This window comes from Ensifer sp. Root954 (genome assembly GCF_001429005.1).
GTDB lineage: Bacteria > Pseudomonadota > Alphaproteobacteria > Rhizobiales > Rhizobiaceae > Ensifer > Ensifer adhaerens.
The window spans coordinates 135053-152172 of the sequence record NZ_LMJM01000002.1; the positions used below are offsets into that span (position 1 = coordinate 135053).

General features: G+C 65.0%; 18 protein-coding genes. 10 read left to right on the plus strand and 8 right to left on the minus strand.

Going from position 1 to position 17120, the window contains the following annotated elements; all coding sequences use genetic code 11:
* Window positions 1-20: 20 nt before the first annotated feature.
* From ASE71_RS03665 to mnhG, 6 genes are read left to right on the plus strand one after another with little or no spacing between them, the layout of a single operon-like run.
* The gene (locus ASE71_RS03665) at window positions 21-2966 is read left to right on the plus strand and encodes a monovalent cation/H+ antiporter subunit A (RefSeq protein WP_082566282.1); all 2946 of its coding nucleotides are present in this window, start codon (window positions 21-23) and stop codon (window positions 2964-2966) included.
* Window positions 2966-3313 (plus strand): Na+/H+ antiporter subunit C, encoded by a 348-nt coding sequence (locus ASE71_RS03670; protein ID WP_034787081.1) that lies wholly within the window; start codon window positions 2966-2968, stop codon window positions 3311-3313. The genes ASE71_RS03665 and ASE71_RS03670 overlap by 1 nt, the downstream gene beginning before the upstream one ends.
* A complete protein-coding gene (locus ASE71_RS03675) occupies window positions 3306-4922 on the plus strand; it encodes a monovalent cation/H+ antiporter subunit D (protein WP_060517496.1) in 1617 nt (538 codons plus the stop codon). The genes ASE71_RS03670 and ASE71_RS03675 overlap by 8 nt, the downstream gene beginning before the upstream one ends.
* Window positions 4923-4925: 3 nt before the next feature.
* Window positions 4926-5411 (plus strand): Na+/H+ antiporter subunit E, encoded by a 486-nt coding sequence (locus ASE71_RS03680; protein WP_060517494.1) that lies wholly within the window; start codon window positions 4926-4928, stop codon window positions 5409-5411.
* Window positions 5408-5689, plus strand: a complete 282-nt coding sequence (locus ASE71_RS03685) for a K+/H+ antiporter subunit F (RefSeq protein ID WP_034787089.1) — start codon at window positions 5408-5410, stop codon at window positions 5687-5689. Before ASE71_RS03680 ends, ASE71_RS03685 begins: the two co-directional genes overlap by 4 nt.
* A complete protein-coding gene (mnhG, locus tag ASE71_RS03690) occupies window positions 5686-6057 on the plus strand; it encodes a monovalent cation/H(+) antiporter subunit G (RefSeq protein WP_060517492.1) in 372 nt (123 codons plus the stop codon). Before ASE71_RS03685 ends, mnhG begins: the two co-directional genes overlap by 4 nt.
* A 53-nt stretch (window positions 6058-6110) precedes the next feature.
* On the opposite strand, the gene cobM is transcribed toward mnhG, so the two are convergent.
* Together cobM and ASE71_RS03700 are read right to left on the minus strand one after the other, a co-directional pair.
* A complete protein-coding gene (cobM, locus tag ASE71_RS03695) occupies window positions 6111-6872 on the minus strand; it encodes a precorrin-4 C(11)-methyltransferase (protein WP_060517490.1) in 762 nt (253 codons plus the stop codon).
* Window positions 6873-6940: 68 nt separating this feature from the next.
* A complete protein-coding gene (locus ASE71_RS03700) occupies window positions 6941-8182 on the minus strand; it encodes a bifunctional cobalt-precorrin-7 (C(5))-methyltransferase/cobalt-precorrin-6B (C(15))-methyltransferase (RefSeq protein ID WP_034787097.1) in 1242 nt (413 codons plus the stop codon).
* On the opposite strand from ASE71_RS03700, the gene ASE71_RS03705 reads away from it, so the two are divergent.
* Window positions 8151-8936: a cobalt-precorrin-6A reductase gene (locus ASE71_RS03705; protein WP_082566283.1), complete on the plus strand. Its 786-nt coding sequence runs from the start codon at window positions 8151-8153 to the stop codon at window positions 8934-8936. The two genes, ASE71_RS03700 and ASE71_RS03705, sit on opposite strands and share 32 nt — an antisense overlap.
* Here ASE71_RS03705 and ASE71_RS03710 read toward each other — a convergent pair.
* The 6 genes from ASE71_RS03710 to ung all read right to left on the minus strand — a co-directional run bounded on the left by ASE71_RS03710 (window position 8915) and on the right by ung (window position 14095).
* On the minus strand, window positions 8915-9679 hold the full coding sequence (locus tag ASE71_RS03710) for a precorrin-3B C(17)-methyltransferase (RefSeq protein ID WP_060517485.1): 765 nt from the start codon (window positions 9677-9679) through the stop codon (window positions 8915-8917). The genes ASE71_RS03705 and ASE71_RS03710 overlap by 22 nt on opposite strands.
* The gene (locus ASE71_RS03715) at window positions 9676-10413 is read right to left on the minus strand and encodes a precorrin-2 C(20)-methyltransferase (protein WP_034787112.1); all 738 of its coding nucleotides are present in this window, start codon (window positions 10411-10413) and stop codon (window positions 9676-9678) included. Before ASE71_RS03715 ends, ASE71_RS03710 begins: the two co-directional genes overlap by 4 nt.
* Window positions 10410-11042: a precorrin-8X methylmutase gene (locus ASE71_RS03720; protein WP_060517482.1), complete on the minus strand. Its 633-nt coding sequence runs from the start codon at window positions 11040-11042 to the stop codon at window positions 10410-10412. The genes ASE71_RS03715 and ASE71_RS03720 overlap by 4 nt, the downstream gene beginning before the upstream one ends.
* 2 nt (window positions 11043-11044) lie before the next feature.
* Window positions 11045-12412 carry a precorrin-3B synthase gene (gene cobG / locus ASE71_RS03725; protein WP_060517639.1) on the minus strand — a complete coding sequence of 456 codons (1368 nt, stop codon included), beginning with the start codon at window positions 12410-12412 and terminating at the stop codon, window positions 11045-11047.
* Window positions 12413-12522: 110 nt separating this feature from the next.
* Complete coding sequence (cobF, locus tag ASE71_RS03730; protein WP_060517637.1) at window positions 12523-13293, minus strand: precorrin-6A synthase (deacetylating); 771 nt, start codon at window positions 13291-13293, stop codon at window positions 12523-12525.
* Between the two features lie 97 nt (window positions 13294-13390).
* The gene (gene ung, locus ASE71_RS03735) at window positions 13391-14095 is read right to left on the minus strand and encodes a uracil-DNA glycosylase (protein WP_060517480.1); all 705 of its coding nucleotides are present in this window, start codon (window positions 14093-14095) and stop codon (window positions 13391-13393) included.
* A 235-nt stretch (window positions 14096-14330) separates the two neighbouring features.
* On the opposite strand from ung, the gene modA reads away from it, so the two are divergent.
* The 3 genes from modA (at window position 14331) to modC (ending at window position 17057) form a co-directional block, all read left to right on the plus strand.
* Window positions 14331-15122 (plus strand): molybdate ABC transporter substrate-binding protein, encoded by a 792-nt coding sequence (gene modA / locus ASE71_RS03740; RefSeq protein WP_034787129.1) that lies wholly within the window; start codon window positions 14331-14333, stop codon window positions 15120-15122.
* Window positions 15123-15285: 163 nt separating this feature from the next.
* Window positions 15286-15987, plus strand: coding sequence for a molybdate ABC transporter permease subunit (modB, locus tag ASE71_RS03745; protein WP_034787131.1), 702 nt, complete (start codon window positions 15286-15288; stop codon window positions 15985-15987).
* Window positions 15984-17057, plus strand: coding sequence for a molybdenum ABC transporter ATP-binding protein (modC, locus tag ASE71_RS03750; protein WP_060517477.1), 1074 nt, complete (start codon window positions 15984-15986; stop codon window positions 17055-17057). Before modB ends, modC begins: the two co-directional genes overlap by 4 nt.
* The last annotated feature ends 63 nt before the right edge of the window (window positions 17058-17120 follow it).

Here is a 17120-nt window from a genome sequence, read left to right on the forward strand (position 1 = left end):
CGCTCGGGTGCCCGCTCTCCATGAACCCGAACGAAGGGAACGGTACGATCGAATACGCGGGAAAATTGCTTTCTGTCTTCATTCTCGCCCCATTTGTGGGAAGCCTCCTTGCAATCTTCTTTCCGCCCGATCAGCGCGGTGCGACAGCCTGGTTTGCAGGAGCGATCGCGCTCCTTTGTTTCCTCGTCGCCGCCGGCCTCTATCCCTTCGTCACCTCGGGCGGCGTCCTGCGCTATGACATCGCCTGGCTGCCGGAACTCGGCCTCAACTTCACGCTCCGGATGGACGGCTTCGCCTGGCTCTTCACGGTTCTGGTAACCGCGATCGGCGTGCTCGTGGTGCTTTACGCCCGCTACTATATGGCCGCGGAAGACCCGGTGCCGCGCTTCCTGTCGCTTTTCCTCGCCTTCATGGGCTCGATGCTCGGCGTCGTGCTATCAGGCAATCTCATCCTGCTCGCCGTCTTCTGGGAACTGACGAGCATCGTCTCCTTCCTATTGATCGGCTACTGGCACCACAATGCCCACGCCCGTGACGGCGCCCGCATGGCGCTGACCGTGACCGGCACCGGTGGCCTCTGCATGCTCGTCGGCCTTCTGCTGATGGGTCGCATCGTCGGCAGCTACGATCTCGACGTGGTGCTCGCCTCCGGCGACCTCATCCGCAACTCGCCGCTCTACATGCCGGTACTGATCCTGGTGCTGCTCGGGGCGCTGACGAAGAGCGCGCAGTTCCCGTTCCATTTCTGGCTGCCGCACGCCATGTCGGCGCCGACGCCGGTTTCGGCCTATTTGCATTCGGCAACCATGGTGAAGGCCGGCGTCTTCCTCTTGGCGCGCCTCTGGCCGGTCATGGCCGGCACCGAGGCCTGGTTCTGGATCGTTGGCCTTGCCGGTCTTTCGACGCTGCTGCTCGGCGCCTATTTCGCCATCTTCCAGCAGGACCTCAAGGGCCTGCTCGCCTATTCCACTATCAGCCATCTCGGCCTGATCACCGTGCTCCTGAGTCTCGGCAGCCCGCTGGCCGCGGTCGCCGCGGTCTTCCACATCGTCAACCACGCGACCTTCAAGGCGTCGCTGTTCATGGCGGCCGGCATCATCGACCACGAGACCGGAACGCGCGACATGCGCAAGCTCGGGGGGCTGATCAGGTACATGCCTGGAACGGCGGTGCTCGCCATGGTCGCGAGCGCGGCCATGGCTGGCGTACCACTCTTGAACGGCTTCATCTCGAAGGAAATGTTCTTCGCCGAAGCGATCGAAACGCACCAGGCCAACATTCTCGATACGATGACGCCCTATGTCGCGACGCTCGCCGGCATGTTTGCCGTTACCTATTCGCTGCGCTTCATCCACAGCGTCTTCTTCGGCAAGACGCCGGAGGACCTGCCCAAGGTGCCGCACGAGCCGCCGCGCTGGATGCGTGTGCCGATCGAGTTCCTGGTGCTCGCCTGCCTCGTCGTCGGCATCATTCCGGCGATCACCATCGGCCCGTTCCTGCACACGGCTGTCGTCTCCATTCTCGGCGCCAACACGCCCTATTACAGCCTTTCCGTCTGGCACGGCTGGAACCTGCCGCTGATCATGAGCTTCGTCGCTCTTGCCGGCGGCATCGGTCTCTACTTCCTGATGCGCAACTACCTCGCCACCAGCGTCGAGGGGCCACCGATCTTCCGCCTGCTGCACGGCCAGCGCATCTTCGAGCGCGTGCTGGTAACGCTCTCCTGGAAATGGGCGCGTTCGCTGGAGCAGCGCCTCGGCACGCGGCGGCTGCAGCCGCAGATGCGCTTCCTCGTCTTCATCGCGATCGCCGCCGGCGCGCTGCCGCTGCTTCTCAATCATTTCGAGCTGCCGCCGCTTCTCGTGCGCAGCATCGATCCGGCCTTTGCCCTCCTCTGGGCGGTCGGCATCGCCTGTGCCATCGGCGCTGCGATCCTGGCGAAGTTCCACCGGCTGGCGGCACTCGTGCTGCTCGGCGGCGCCGGGCTCACCACCTGCCTCACCTTCGTCTGGCTTTCGGCGCCGGATCTGGCGGTAACACAGCTCCTCGTCGAGATCGTCACGACGGTGCTGATCCTGCTCGGCCTGCGATGGCTGCCGAAGCGCATCGAGGACACCGAGGAAACCGAGCTCTTGTCGCTGAAGGTCCGCTTCCGGCGCCTGCGTGACTTCCTGCTGGCGGTCGTCGCCGGCGGCGGCGTGGCGCTGATCGCCTATACGATCATGACCCGGCCCATGCCTGACACGATCGCGAGCTACTTCCTCGAGCGCGCCTACAAGGAGGGCGGCGGCACCAATGTCGTCAACGTCATCCTCGTCGACTTCCGCGGCTTCGACACGCTCGGCGAGATCGCGGTGCTGGCGATCGTCGCGCTTACCGTCTTCGCCCTGCTGCTGCGCTTCCGCCCGCAGGCCGACAGCCTGGAGGCTCCGGAACAGCAGCGCGTCCAGAACGCCTTCGACGACGATCACCCGGATCGCAACAAGGGTGACAGCGTGGCTGAATACCTGTTCGTGCCATCGGTGATCATGCGTTGGATGTTCCCGGTCATCGGCATGCTCGCAGCCTACCTCTTCCTGCGCGGCCATGACCTGCCGGGCGGAGGCTTTGCTGCCGGCATCGCCATGTCGATCGGCTTCATCCTGCAATACATGTCCGGCGGAACCCGCTGGGTCGAGGAGCGGCTGCGCATCCATCCGCTGCGCTGGATGAGCATCGGGCTTCTGGTGGCCGCTGCGACCGGCATCGGCTCCTGGCTCTTCGGCTATCCGTTCCTGACGTCGCATTCGCAATACGTGACGCTACCAATCATCGGCAAGTTTCCTCTGGCGAGCGCCCTATTCTTCGATCTCGGCGTCTTCTCGCTGGTGCTCGGCGCAACCGTGCTGATCCTCATCGCGCTCGCCCACCAGTCGATCCGCGCGCCGCGTGCCCATGCACGCGCCATGCGAAAGGAGGCACGCTGATGGAGATCATTCTCTCTGCCGCCATCGGCGTGCTTACAGCATCCGGCGTCTACCTGCTTTTGCGCCCGCGCACCTACCAGGTGATCATCGGCCTCTCGTTGCTCTCCTATGCGGTCAATCTCTTCATCTTCGGCATGGGGCGCCTTCGCGTGAACGCGCCGCCGGTGCTGGAGCCAGGCGGTGTCGGCGATCTCAGCCGCTTCACCGATCCGGTGCCGCAGGCCCTGGTGCTGACAGCGATCGTCATCGGCTTTGCCATGACCGCGCTCTTCCTCGTCGTGCTGCTCGCCTCGCGCGGCTTCACCGGCACCGACCACGTCGACGGCAGGGAGCAGCGCCATGACTAACTGGATGCACCACCTGCTGATCCTGCCGATCCTGCTGCCGCTGATGGTCGGCGCCGCGATGATCCCGATCGACGAGCGCAACCGCTCGCTCAAGGGTGTGCTGAGCTTCGTCTCGACGCTCGCGCTCTTCATCTTCTCGATCGTGCTGATGCGGATCGCCTCGATGGATGGGGCGCCCGCAGGCAACGGCGTCTATCAGCTCGGCAACTGGCCCGCCCCTTTCGGCATCGTGCTGGTGCTCGACCGCCTTTCGGCACTGATGCTGTGCCTGACGAGCGGACTGGCGCTTGCCGCCCAGGCCTATTCGATCGCGCGCTGGCACACCGCGGGCCATCATTTCCATTCGCTGTTCCAGCTCTTGATCGCCGGCCTCAACGGGTCGTTCCTGACTGGTGACCTTTTCAACCTCTTCGTCTTCTTCGAGATCATGCTGGCGGCGTCCTACGGGCTGCTGCTGCACGGCTCCGGGCCGCTGCGCGTCAAGGCCGGCCTGCACTATGTCGCGATCAACCTCGCCGCCTCCTCGCTCTTCCTGATCGGCGTCAGCCTGATCTATGGCGCGACCGGCACGCTCAACATGGCTGATCTCTCCATGAAGCTGGCGACGCTCTCACCGGAGGATCGCCAGATGGTCGAAGTCGGTGCCGGCGTGCTCGGCGTCGCCTTCCTGGTGAAGGCAGGCATGTGGCCCTTGAGCTTCTGGCTGCCGACGGCCTATGCAGCCGCGACGCCGCCGGTCGCCGCCGTCTTTGCGATCCTCACCAAGGTCGGCATCTATGTCATCCTCAGGCTGTCGCTGCTGGTCTTCGGCGCCAGTGCCGGCGCGTCTGCCGGTTTCGGCCAGCCGATCCTGCTTGCCGGCGGCCTGCTGACGATCGCCTTCGGCGCCATCGGCGTGCTCGCATCGCAGGCCATGGGCCGCCTCGCCGCCTATTCGGTGCTGGTCTCCTCCGGCACCCTGCTCGCCGCCATCGGCCTCGGCCACCCAAGCATGATCGCCGGTGCGCTCTTTTACCTCGTCAGCTCGACATTGACGATCGCCGCCTTCTTCCTGCTGATCGAACTGGTCGAGCGCGGACGTGACGCCGGCGCCGACGTTCTGGCGGTGACGATGGAAGCCTACGGCGACGCCGACGAGGACGAGGAGGAAGAAGAAGTCGGCTCGGCGATCCCCGGCACGATGGCGATCCTCGGCCTCTGCTTCTGCCTTTGCGCCCTCTTGCTTGCCGGCCTGCCGCCGCTCTCCGGCTTCGTCGCCAAGTTCGCAATCCTCGGCGGTCTCTTCGGCCTGTCGGGAGCGGAAGCCGCCCCGGCGGTCTCCGCCGCCGACTGGACCTATGTCACGCTGCTGATCGTTTCCGGTCTCGCCGCGATGATCGCAATGAACCGCGTCGGCATCCGCACCTTCTGGGCGTCGATCGAAAACACCGTGCCGCGCGTCGTAGTCATCGAGATCACCCCCGTCGTCGTGTTGCTCGCTGCCTGCATCTTCTTAAGCGTGCAAGCCGGGCCGGCGATGCGCTACATGCAGGCAACAGCGGATTCGCTGTTCGATCCTGCGGGTTATACGGAACGGGTGCTCTCAGCGCCGCGGGCGGGAGGGCAATAGGCGATGCGCACCTGGCTCCCCTATCCCCTGCTCTCCGTCGGACTGCTCATCATCTGGCTCCTGCTCAATCAGTCGGTTGCGCCCGGCACCTTCCTGATGGGGACGGTACTGGCAACCGGTCTTGGCTGGGTGACGCTGAAGCTTGGCCTCGTGCGCTCGCAACCGCGCCGGGTTCTGTTGATCGTGCGCTTCGGCTTTGCCGTCGCCGTCGACGTGATCCGCTCGAACATCGCCGTCATCGCCGTCATCCTGCGTGGCCAGCGCCGACCGCCGAACTCGGGCTTCCTGACCATCGATCTCGATCTGGAAGACGAAAACGCCCTGGCGCTGCTTGCCTGTGTCATGACAGCGACGCCGGGAACGGCCTGGCTCGAATACGATCGCGGCCGCAAGTCCCTGCTCTTCCACGTGCTCGACATGGAGAACGAGGACATCTGGCTCGATACGGTCAAGCGCTATGAGACCGCCCTGAAGGAGATATTCGGATGATGGAACTTTCAATCATCTGGTCGATCCTGATTGCCCAGATCATGCTCGGCCTGGCGATGGCTTTTGCCTTCTATCGCATGGTGAGGGGACCGCGCGCCCAGGACCGCATCCTCGGCCTCGACACGCTCTATATCAACGCCATGCTGATGCTCTTGACCTTCGGCATCCGCACGGCCAACTCGCTCTATTTCGAGTCCGCCCTGATCGTGGCTTTGATCGGCTTCGTCTCGTCGATCGCCTTCGGCAAGTTCCTGATGCGCGGGGAGATCATCGAATGAGCCACCTCACCGACCTTCCCGTCTGGGCCGCCGTTCTCGTCTGCGGGCTCACCGTCCTCGGCGCCGCAGTGGCGCTGATCGGCTCCGTCGGCCTGCTCCGGTTCACCAGCTTCTACGAGCGCCTGCACGCACCGACGCTGGCGACCAGCGGCGGCGTACTGATGATCTGCACCGCCTCTATCATCTGCTTTGCCGTGCTGCAGAGCCGCTGGGTATTCCACGAAATCCTGATCATCGTCTTCGTCATCGCCACCACGCCGGTGACGCTGATGCTGCTTGGACAGGCAGCGCTCTACCGCGACCGCGTCGAGGAAAAGCGCGGCGTCCCGCTCAAGCAGCGGCCGCCGCGCGAAGAACCGGCAGAATAGGTTTCAAAACCCTCTCAGCGGGAAACTTAGGCCGACCCCCGAGGGAGTGCGGCCTATTCGCCGCGCCCTCTGAAGCGCCGCTGATAGGCGGGATCGTAGAGCGAGCTTTCACGGAAATCAGAGGCTTCGAGCCCCGGACCGACGAAGATCAGTGCCGTACGCTCGATCGGCTCTTCCGCCACCTTGGCGGCGATGTCACCGAGCGTGCCGCGCACCACGCGTTCGTCCGGCCAGGAGGCCTTGACGACGATGGCGACCGGGCAGTCGGCACCGTAGAGCGGCGTCAGTTCCTCGACCACCTGCTGAAGCGCATGGATCGCAAGGTGGATTGCCAGCGTCGATCCAGTAGCGCCGAAAGCGGAAAGCGTTTCTGAGTTCGGCATCGGCGAGGCGCGGCCCGAAACGCGGGTCAGAACCAGGCTCTGGGCCACCGCCGGAATGGTCAGTTCGCGACCGAGCGCTGAAGCCGCCGCCGCAAAGGAAGGAACGCCCGGCGTCATCGTATAGGCGATGCCATGCTTCTCGAGCCGGCGGATCTGTTCGGCCACAGCACTCCAGACCGAGAGGTCGCCCGAATGAAGCCGCGCCACGTCGAGCCCTTCGGCTTCGGCCTTCACATACTCCGCCTCGATCTCGTCGAGCGACATCGGTGCCGTATCGACAATGCGGGCGCCCGGCGGGCAATATTGCAGCAGCTCCGGCGAGACGATCGAGCCGGCGTAGAGGCAGACCGGGCAGCGCCCGATCAGGTCGCGACCGCGCACCGTGATCAGGTCTGCGGCTCCCGGGCCGGCGCCGATGAAATGTACCGTCATAGGTTACTCTTTCTTTATCTTACGCAGTTCCGGACCCAAAACCGCGTCACACTTTCGCTGGAACTGCTTTAGCCCTTCGTCCACGACCATTGGGTGACCGGCATGGCCGGCTTCCAGCCGGTCATGCCACCGATCGGTCCTGCACGCGCGATATCGATGCGGATCAGCGAACCGCCGAGCCGCGCGTGATGATCGAGCAGCACCGCTTCCATGTCCGTCGTCACCGCGTTTGCAACCAGCCGTCCGCCTGACTTGAGCGCCTCGATCGCTGCTTCCATGACGCCGTCTTCGCTGCCGCCGCCGCCGATGAAGATCGCGTCCGGTTGTGGCAGGCCGGCAAGCGCCGCCGGCGCCTCGCCTTCGACAACCGTCAGCCCGGGCACGCCGAACATCGTCGCGTTGCGGCCGATGCGCGCTGCCCGCTCCGGCTCCACCTCGATGGTGATCGCCTGCATGGTCGGATCGGCGAGCATCCATTCGATGCCGATCGAGCCGGAGCCGCCGCCGATATCCCAGAGCAGTTCGCCCTTGCGCGGTGCGAGTGCCGACAGCGTCAGCGCCCGGACCTCGCGCTTGGTGATCTGCCCGTCATGTTCGAACAGCGCATCGTCGCGGCCGGCGGCAAGCGGCAGGATGCGCGCGCCCTCGTCGGCCGCCACCTCAATGGCGCAGACGTTCAAAGGATGCACGAGGCCGAGCATGAAGCGCGCGGCGATCTGCGTCGTCACCCGTTCGCCGGCGCCGCCAAGCGCCTCGAGAACCGTCAGCCGCGACTGACCGAAGCCGCTTGAAACCAAGAGCTCGGCAAGGTCCCTGGGGCCGGCGCCATCGGAGGTCAGCGTCAGCACCTTGGCGCCCGGATGAAGATGCGGCCGGACGAGATCCAGCGGCCGCCCATGGACGGAGACGAGCGTCGCATCCTGCAGCGCCCAGCCGAGGCGCGAGGCGGCAAGACTGATCGACGACGGCGCCGGAAGCGTGCGTATTTCGGCCGAGGCGATGCGGCGCGCCAGCGTCACGCCGACGCCGAAGAAGAACGGGTCGCCCGAGGCAAGCACCACCACCGGGCTGCCGCGACGCGCGACGATCTCGACGACCGAGCGTTCGAGGGGGCTTAGCCAATTGTGCGCTTCGCCGGTGATGAGGGAGGCGGCGAGCTCCAGATGACGATGGCCGCCGTAGACGACCGGCGCTTCGGCGATCAGCCGCTTGGCCTCGTCGCCGAGACCCGCTACACCATCCTCACCGATACCGATGACGGTCAGCCAGGGGGAGACTATGGCGGGTTCGCTGTTCGACACGTCAGCCATGGAAAAACCTCGTATTCTGATTCTGGGTGGCACCACCGAGGCACGCGAACTCGCGCGCCGCTTGGCCGAAGATGTCCGCTACGACACCGCCATCTCGCTGGCCGGCCGCACCGCGGACCCGCGGCCGCAGCCGGTCAAGACGCGCATCGGCGGCTTTGGCGGCGCCGATGGGCTGGCGCATTTCCTGCATGACGAAAACATCGCGCTGCTGGTCGATGCGACGCACCCCTTTGCCGCACGCATTTCGCACAACGCCGCGGACGCAGCGCAAAGAACCGGCGTTGCGCTTATCGCCCTCCGCCGACCGGAATGGGTGCCCCTGCCTGGCGACCGCTGGACTGCTGTCGATAGCGTTGTCGAGGCCGTCAGCGCGCTCGGTGATCGGCGACGCCGCGTCTTCCTGGCGATAGGTCGACAGGAAGCTTTCCACTTCGAGGTCGCGCCGCAGCACAGCTACGTCATCCGCAGCGTCGATCCGGTGACGCCGCCGCTTAATCTGCCCGACCAGGAGGCGATCCTGGCGACCGGTCCCTTTGCGGAAGCCGATGAAGCCGCGTTGCTCAGGAGCCGGCAGATCGATGTGATCGTCGCCAAGAACAGCGGCGGCAGCGCCACCTACGGCAAGATTGCCGCAGCGCGCCGGCTCGGCATCGAGGTGATCATGGTCGAGCGGCGCAAGCCCGCGGACGTGCCGACGGTCGGCAGTTGCGACGAGGCACTCAACCGCATCGCTCACTGGCTCGCCCCTGCATAGAAGCGCGGCGTGTAGACGAGATCGGGTTGGCCGTCGCGCTCGACGATGCGCGTCTCCGGCGAGCCGATGATGACGCAGGTCGCCATGTCGGCGCGGTTAGCATCGGCCTCGCCGAGCGGCATCACCGCGATCCGTTCGTCCGGCCGCCCGGCCGCACGGCCGAAGATGACCGGAACCGTTGCCGGCAGAACGCTGCGCAGAAGCTCGAAGGCCTCACCGAGCTGCCAGGGCCGCGCCTTGCTGATCGGATTGTAGAGCGCAATGACGAAGCCCGCTTCCGCCGCCAGCCTGAGACGCCGGGTGATGACTTCCCAGGGCTTCAGATTGTCGGAAAGCGAGATCGCACAGAAATCATGACCGAGCGGCGCGCCGATGCGGGCGGCAACGGCGAGCATCGCGGTCACGCCGGGCGTGATCACCAGTTCAACCGACTTCCATTCCGCCGGTCCCTTGTCGATCGCCTCGCAGACGGCGGCCGCCATGGCAAAGACACCGGGATCGCCACCGGAGACCATGCAGACCTTCACGCCTGCCGCAGCCCGCGTCAGCGCGACCTGTGCCCGATCGAGCTCCTCGCGGTTGTCCGAGGCGACACGGATCTGATCCGGTCTGAGGTTCAGCCGGTCGAGATAGGGAAAGTAGCCGTAAAACTCCTGAGCGGCCGCAACGGCTTCCGCCGTTTCCGGCGTCATCTGCTTGGCGCTGCCCGGTCCGGTACCGACGACATAGAGCGTACCGGTCATGGTCGGTCCTTCCAGCCGGGAACGAGCACCAGCGAGAAATAGGGCGCCTCGTCGTCGGCCTTTTCCGCAAGAGCCGTCATCGCCGCGTTCTTCATCGTGCCGCGTTCGACATAGACGGCCTGGTCGAGACGGCCGGAGGCAGCAAGCGCCCGACGGATCTTCGGCAAATTGCGCCCGACCTTCATGATCACGGCGGCTTCGGTATCCGCAAGCCTGCGGCCGAGCTCGGCCTCGGCCATGGTGCCCGGAAGCACCGAGAGCACGTCGTCGCCCTGCACCAGCGGCAGGCCGGCAAGCGACCAACAGCCGGACATGGCGGTAATGCCGGGGATCACCTCGACCGGGAAACGATTGGCGAGCCGCACATGCAGATGCATGTAGGAACCATAGAACAGCGGGTCGCCTTCACTGAGCACGGCGACCGTGCGCCCGGCGGCAAGATGCGCCGCTACCGCTTCGGCCGACGCATTGTAGAAGTCGGTGATCTGGGTCTTGTAGGCGCCATCGTCCTTGTCGATTTCGGTCGTCACCGGATAGTATAGCGGCAGCTCGACAAGATCGGGCTTCAGCAGACCCTCGACCACCGCGCGGCCGTTACCGCTTCGCCCGGCCTTGGCGAAATAGGCAAGCACATCGGCTTGCCCGAGCGCCTTCACCGCCTTGACCGTCAAAAGTTCCGGATCACCGGGGCCGGTCCCAACACCGATCAGGCGCCCCACGCCGACGCCGCTCACAGGCCCGGCCTCGCGAGCGAGTTGAGCGCTGCCGCCGTCATGGCGCTGCCGCCAAGCCGGCCGCGCACGATGGCGAAGGGAACGCCATAGGAATTCTCGGCCAACGCATCCTTCGATTCCGCCGCGCCGACGAAACCGACGGGCATGCCGAGGATTGCCGCCGGCTTCGGCGCGCCGTCGCGCAGCATTTCCAAGAGGAAGAACAGCGCCGTCGGTGCGTTGCCGATCGCGACCACTGATCCGGCCAGCCGCTCGCTCCAGAGCTTCAGGGCTGCGGCGGAGCGGGTGTTGCCGATCTCGGCCGCAAGTGCGGGCGTGCGAGGATCGCGCAGCGTGCAGATCACCTCGTTGCCAGCCGGCAGACGGGCGCGGGTGACACCGTGCGCAACCATCTCGGCATCGCAGAGGATCGGCGCACCGGCTTTCAGCGCCGCACGGGCCGAGCTTACGAAATTGGGAGAAAACACGAACTGCCTGGTCGCCTCGACGGAACCGCAGGCGTGCACCATGCGCACCGCCAGATCCGCTTCCTCTTCGGAGAAGCGCGACAGATCGGCCTCGGCGCGGATGATGGCGAAGGAACGCTCGTAGATGGCGTTGCCATCGCGAATGTAATCATACTCAGGCATGTCTATCCCTGTTCGAACGCTGCCGAGACGCGCGCAGCTCCGAGCCGTGTAAGACAGGACTGCGCCGATTCGCCAGCGTCTTTGTTTTGCCGCACCAGCCGGCCGAGCCGGGCAAGGGCGGATCCCATTCCATTCTCATCGGTGTAGGCGCTTGGCAAGCCATTGGCAGCCCCATTTACGACAAGCCCGTATCCTGATGGCGCACCGACAAGCGTCAGTTCGGACGGCTTCGGCCGGGCGCAGCCCTTGGCGCAGCCGGAGAGATGCACGGTGAGCGACCCGTCGAGCAATTCCGGCGCCGTCTCGACGAGGCGCTCGGCCATGCCCTTGGTTTCCATCCACGCCGAGGCGCAACCCCTGCTGCCGGCGCAGGTGGCGATCGCGTTGCGCGGATCCTGCTCGGCAATGCGAAAACCGTGTCCCACTGCCAGGCTCTGCGCCACAGCCGCCGTCTCGGGGCGAAGGCCGAGGACGAAGAAGGCGTGCCCGGGCGCAAGCCGGATCGCATTGGCGCCAAGCGCCTGGACCTGATGCAGGTAGGATGCCAGCGCGGCGGCCTCCACCTGAGCAAAGGCCAGACCGAGGCCAAGAACGGTGTCGGCGTTACCCAGCGCATGAATGCCGGGTATTGCGGCCGAACGCGGAGCGGCCGGGCGTTCGGACGATGTCTCACAGCGACAGAGCGCGCGGATTTCCGACGGGTCCAGATCGCGCCCGCGCATCGTCGTGCCCAGGCTCGCCAGTTTCTCGAGAATGGTGACCAGGGCGGGCACGACCGCGTTGCCGGCCAACGTCCCGACGATCGATGCCTTCGTTGACGTGCCGCCAAGCGACAGCACCCAGGCCAGCCCCGCGACAGTCGAAACCGCCTGAAGGCGAATGTCGGCGACGACAGCGCCGAGACCAAACCGGCCACCGCTATCGATGACGACGGATAGTTTGGGTGCAAGCTTCAACGGCACCTGGCGCGCACCCAACGCTTCACGAAGCTTGGTGGCAATCGGCCGCGGATCGGCGATCTCGTCCGGGTCGATGCCGGCCAGGGGCGGCACCTCGATCGCGAGCCCCTCGGCAATGGCGATCTCCGCATCGCCGATCGCCTGCGCCAGCATTGGCACCGAAGCCGCGCTCAGGCCGCGAAGCTGCAGGTTTCCGCGCGCGGTAATCTCGATGATGCCATTGCCGAAGCGCTCGGCAGCCGTGGCAAGGGCAATGACCTTCGGCAGCGTCAGGCTGTCATCCGTTGGCCTCACCCTCACGAGTAGGCCGTCGCCGGTCTGCATCGGCTCTGCGAGCGACGGGCAAGCGCCGCGGCGCATCGAAGCGACGGTGCCGGCATCTCCGGTCAATGTAAGGGCGCAGCTGGTCATCAAATCCGTCATCACTTGAGGCTCTCCTCCCTGAAGAAGCCTCTTAAGACGCTATAACACAGCCGCAAACCTTGAGTGAGATCAAACACGACGCAGATCGGCCCTCCCCGTCACTCGTCGAAGTCGGCGCCCTTGCGCAGGAGATAGATGTCCATGATCCATCCCATCTTCGCGCGCGCCGCCGCCCGCGTTTCAAGGATCCGGTCCTTCACCTCAGCCACGCGGCCGGAAATGACGATCTCATCCGGCGTGCCGAGATAGGCGCCCCAATAGATCTCCGCCTCCGGGTCCTCGACCCGCTGAAACGCCTGTTCGCCATCGAGCATGACGACCGAGGTCTGGCTCTTCTCGGGAAAGCTCTCGTGCAGCCGACGCCCCGTGGTGATCTCCACCGGCTTGCCGACGAGGTTCAGCGGAATGCGGTGGCTGGCGCAAAGCGCCTGCAGACTGGTGATCCCGGGAATGACGTCGTAGGCGAAGGCGACCTCACCGCGTGCCCTGACCCGCTCGACGATGCGAATGGTGCTGTCATAGAGCATCGGGTCGCCCCAGACGAGAAACGCGCCAATTCCCTCTTCGCCCAACTCCTTCGACAGAAGCGCTTCGTAAATCCCAGCGATCTGGGCGTGCCAGTCATCGACGCTGCCGTCATAGCTGACGCCTTCGGTGCGCCGCACGGGCACCGCGAACTCGACGGTGCGGCTGTCCTTGCGCGTGACGTAGCGGGCGCAGATGTCGCGGCGCACTTCGGCAAGCTCGGTCTTCTTCGCTCCCTTGGTCGGGATAAAGAGCACGTCTGCGCGGTTCAGCGCGTTGATCGCCTGCACGGTCATGTGTTCGGGATTGCCCGAACCGATGCCGATGATCAGAATTTTGCGCATGCCCGCCTCCGCCATTTCGTTCGGGCGTCTTAGGCGGATCGCCGCCGCCAAGGCAAGACCTCAGGGCGACGACAAAGCCGTCATTCGCGCCAAGCCTTCAGTTGATGTCCGCAGCCGGATTTTCCGGCAGCCGCCAGTCGATCGGATCGAAGCCTTTGCCTTCAAGGAAGGCATTGGCCTGGGAAAAATGCCCGCAGCCGAGAAAGCCGGAATGGGCCGAGAGCGGCGATGGATGTGGTGCCCTCAGGACAAGATGGCGCGAGCGGTCGACGAAGGCCGCCTTCTTCTGCGCATAGGAGCCCCAGAGCATGAAGACGACGGGATGCTCGGCGTCGTTGACCGCACGGATGATCGCATCCGTGAATTTTTCCCAGCCGCGGCCCTGGTGTGACGCAGCGTTGCCGCGCTCTACCGTCAGCACGCTGTTGAGGAGCAGCACACCTTGCTTCGCCCAGCTTTCGAGAAAGCCGTGTCGCGCCGGCGGAATGCCGAGATCTGTATTCAGCTCCTTGTAGATATTGACGAGCGAGGGCGGCGTCCGGACACCGGGGCGAACGCTGAAGCAGAGCCCATGCGCCTGGCCGTCACCGTGATAGGGATCCTGGCCGAGAATGACCACGCGCACCTTGTCGAGCGGCGTCAGGTCGAGCGCGCGAAAATACTCAGGCCCGCGAGGGAAAATCTGCCGGCCCTCGTTCTTCTGGGCCACGAGGAACTGCTTGAGGTCAGCCATGTAGGCGCTGGCGAATTCCGGTGCCAACGCTTCCTTCCAGCTTTCTTCAAGCTTCACTGCCGTTTCCATTGCACGTCCGCTCCATGTCAGGGGATCGAGGCCGCAATTTAGGCCGCCCGGACATCATCGCAAGCCCAATCGCGCCCGCCGCAGGAATGCTGCACCGGTTTTGCCGGGCGGCCACAACCACACGGGTATTACGCTAGCCCTTTTGAGGAGCATTGTATTTCAACAGATACAACGGTAATCAGGAGGCGATATCGTTGTATCCTAAGAGATATCACGCATCGTTGGAGGGAAATCGATGATCAAGAGAAGAGACTGGCTGAAGGGACTGGTGCTGGCGCTCGGCCTCGCCTGGGCCGGCGCAAGTGTTCTGCCGGCGTCCGCGCAGGCCGAAGAGAAGGTGACGGTCTTTGCGGCTGCGAGCCTGAAGAACGCGCTCGATGCGATCAATGCCGAGTGGCAGAAGGAAAGTGGCAAGGAAACGACCGTTTCCTACGCGGCCAGCTCGGCGCTGGCCAAGCAGGTGGAACAGGGCGCGCCCGCCGACGTCTTCATCTCTGCCGACCTCGCCTGGATGGACTACCTCGCCGAAAAGAAGCTGATCAAGGACGACACCCGCGCAAACCTGCTCGGCAACCGCATCGTGCTCGTCTCCGGCAAGCAGGACGCTGCCCCGGTCGAAATCAAGCAGGGCTTCGATCTCGCAGCCATTCTCGGTGACGGTCGCCTTGCCATGGGTGCCGTCGATTCCGTTCCGGCCGGCAAGTACGGCAAGGCTGCGCTCGAAAAGCTCGACGCCTGGAAGGCCGTGGAGGCCAAGGTCGCCGGCGCTGAAAGCGTGCGTGCCGCCCTCCTGCTCGTTTCGCGCGGCGAAGCGCCGTACGGCATCGTCTACCAGACCGATGCCGCGGCAGACCCGGGCGTCAAGGTCGTCGGCACCTTCCCGGAAGACAGCCATCCGCCGATCATCTACCCGATCGCAATCACGGCCGAGAGCAAGAGCCCTGATGCGGCCGCCTACATCGACTTCGTCAAGTCGGCAAAGGCTGCTGAACTCTTTGAAAAGCAGGGCTTCACGGTCCTGAAGTAACCGGCTGAAATAGGCGCTAGTGCCGTCTGTCCAGAGGCAGGCGAAGCATCTAACGTCATGTTCGCGCCGCCCGCGCCCAAACGCGGGCGACGCGAACATTTGTCAGAGGCATAGGGGGCAGACAGCCGCGTCCCACAAGCCTCGTATTGGGGAGCGATATCCATTGGACTGGCTTGCAGTGAGCGATGCGGAATGGACGGCGATCCTGTTGAGCCTGCGTGTCGCGACCGTCGCAATGATCTGCAGCCTGCCCTTCGCACTCGTGGTCGCCATGCTGCTTGCCCGCGGGCGCTTCTGGGGCAAGACACTGCTGAACGGCCTCGTTCATCTGCCGCTGATCCTGCCGCCTGTCGTCACCGGCTTCCTGCTGCTCCTGCTTTTCGGCCGCCGCGGCCCGCTCGGCGCCTTCTTCGCCGATTATTTCGGCCTCGTCTTTTCCTTCCGCTGGACCGGTGCTGCCCTTGCCTGCGCCGTCATGGCCTTCCCGTTGATGGTGCGCAGCATCCGCCTGTCGATCGAGGCGGTCGACCGCAAGCTCGAGGACGCGGCGACCACGCTCGGCGCGAGCCCCCTCTGGGTCTTTGCCACCGTCACGCTGCCGCTGATCATTCCCGGCATCATCGCCGGCATGATCATCGCCTTTGCCAAGGCGATGGGCGAGTTCGGCGCCACGATCACCTTCGTCTCCAACATTCCCGGCGAGACGCAGACGCTTTCGGCCGCCATCTACACCTTCACCCAGGTGCCCGGTGGCGATGCCGGCGCCATGCGGCTGACAATCATTTCCGTCATCATTTCCATGGCCGCGCTGATCCTCTCGGAACTGCTGGCGACATTTGCCGCGCGCCGGGTGGCAGCCCAATGAGCCTTACCGTCGAAGCTCATCATCAACTCGGCAATTTTGCGCTCGACGCCGCCTTCACCTCGGATGGAGGCGTGACCGCACTGTTCGGCCGCTCCGGCTCCGGCAAGACCTCGCTCATCAACATCATCGCCGGGCTTATGAAGCCCGAAAGCGGACGTGTCCTGCTCGATGGCGACGTTATCGCCGACAGCGAGAGGAGAATCTTCACGCCGGTGCATCGCCGGCGCTTCGGCTATGTCTTCCAGGAGGCCCGGCTGTTTCCGCATTTGAGCGTACGCCGCAACCTCGCCTATGGCCGCTGGTTCGCCGGCAAGAGCGGCACCGGCAATGAGTTTACCCGCATCGTCGACCTGCTCGGCATCGGCCATCTGCTCGAACGCAACCCTTCGGCCCTTTCCGGCGGCGAAAAGCAGCGCGTCGCCATCGGCCGCGCCTTGCTCGCGGCACCGCGCCTGCTTTTGATGGATGAGCCGCTGGCCGCGCTCGACGAGGCGCGCAAGGCCGAAATCCTGCCCTATCTCGAACGGCTGCGCGACGATGCCCGCATACCGATCGTCTATGTCAGCCACTCGGTCGGCGAAGTCGCCCGGTTGGCCCGGCGCGTGGTCGTGCTCGAAAACGGTCGGGTCACCGCATCGGGCGCGGCCGCCGAGGTGTTGAGCGCGCCCGCCGCAACGCTTGCCACCGGCAGGCGCGAAGCCGGTGTCCTGCTGGAGGGCGAAGTCGAGGGAACCGATCCGGTGCACGAACTGACGACCGTCCGGGTCGGACGGGAACGGCTGCGCATCGCCGGTGTCAGCGCGACGGCCGGCGTCAGGCTTCGCCTGCACATAGCCGCCCGCGACGTCATGCTGGCGACCTCAAGGCCAGTGGAAATCAGTGCGCTCAACGTACTCGAAGGGCGCATTCTGACGCTGACATCGGAGGAGGATGGCAGCGTCGATGTCCGGGTGACTTGCGGCGATGCGACGATTGCCGCCCGCATCACCCGCTTTTCCTGCGACGCGCTGCAGCTTGTTCCCGGCAAAACCGTCTATGCCGTCATCAAGTCGGTCGCGATCGATCACTAAAGCCTGTCGCATGAAAACGCATTCGCGCGCCAGGCTCTAAGCTCTTGTTTTTATGCATGTCGT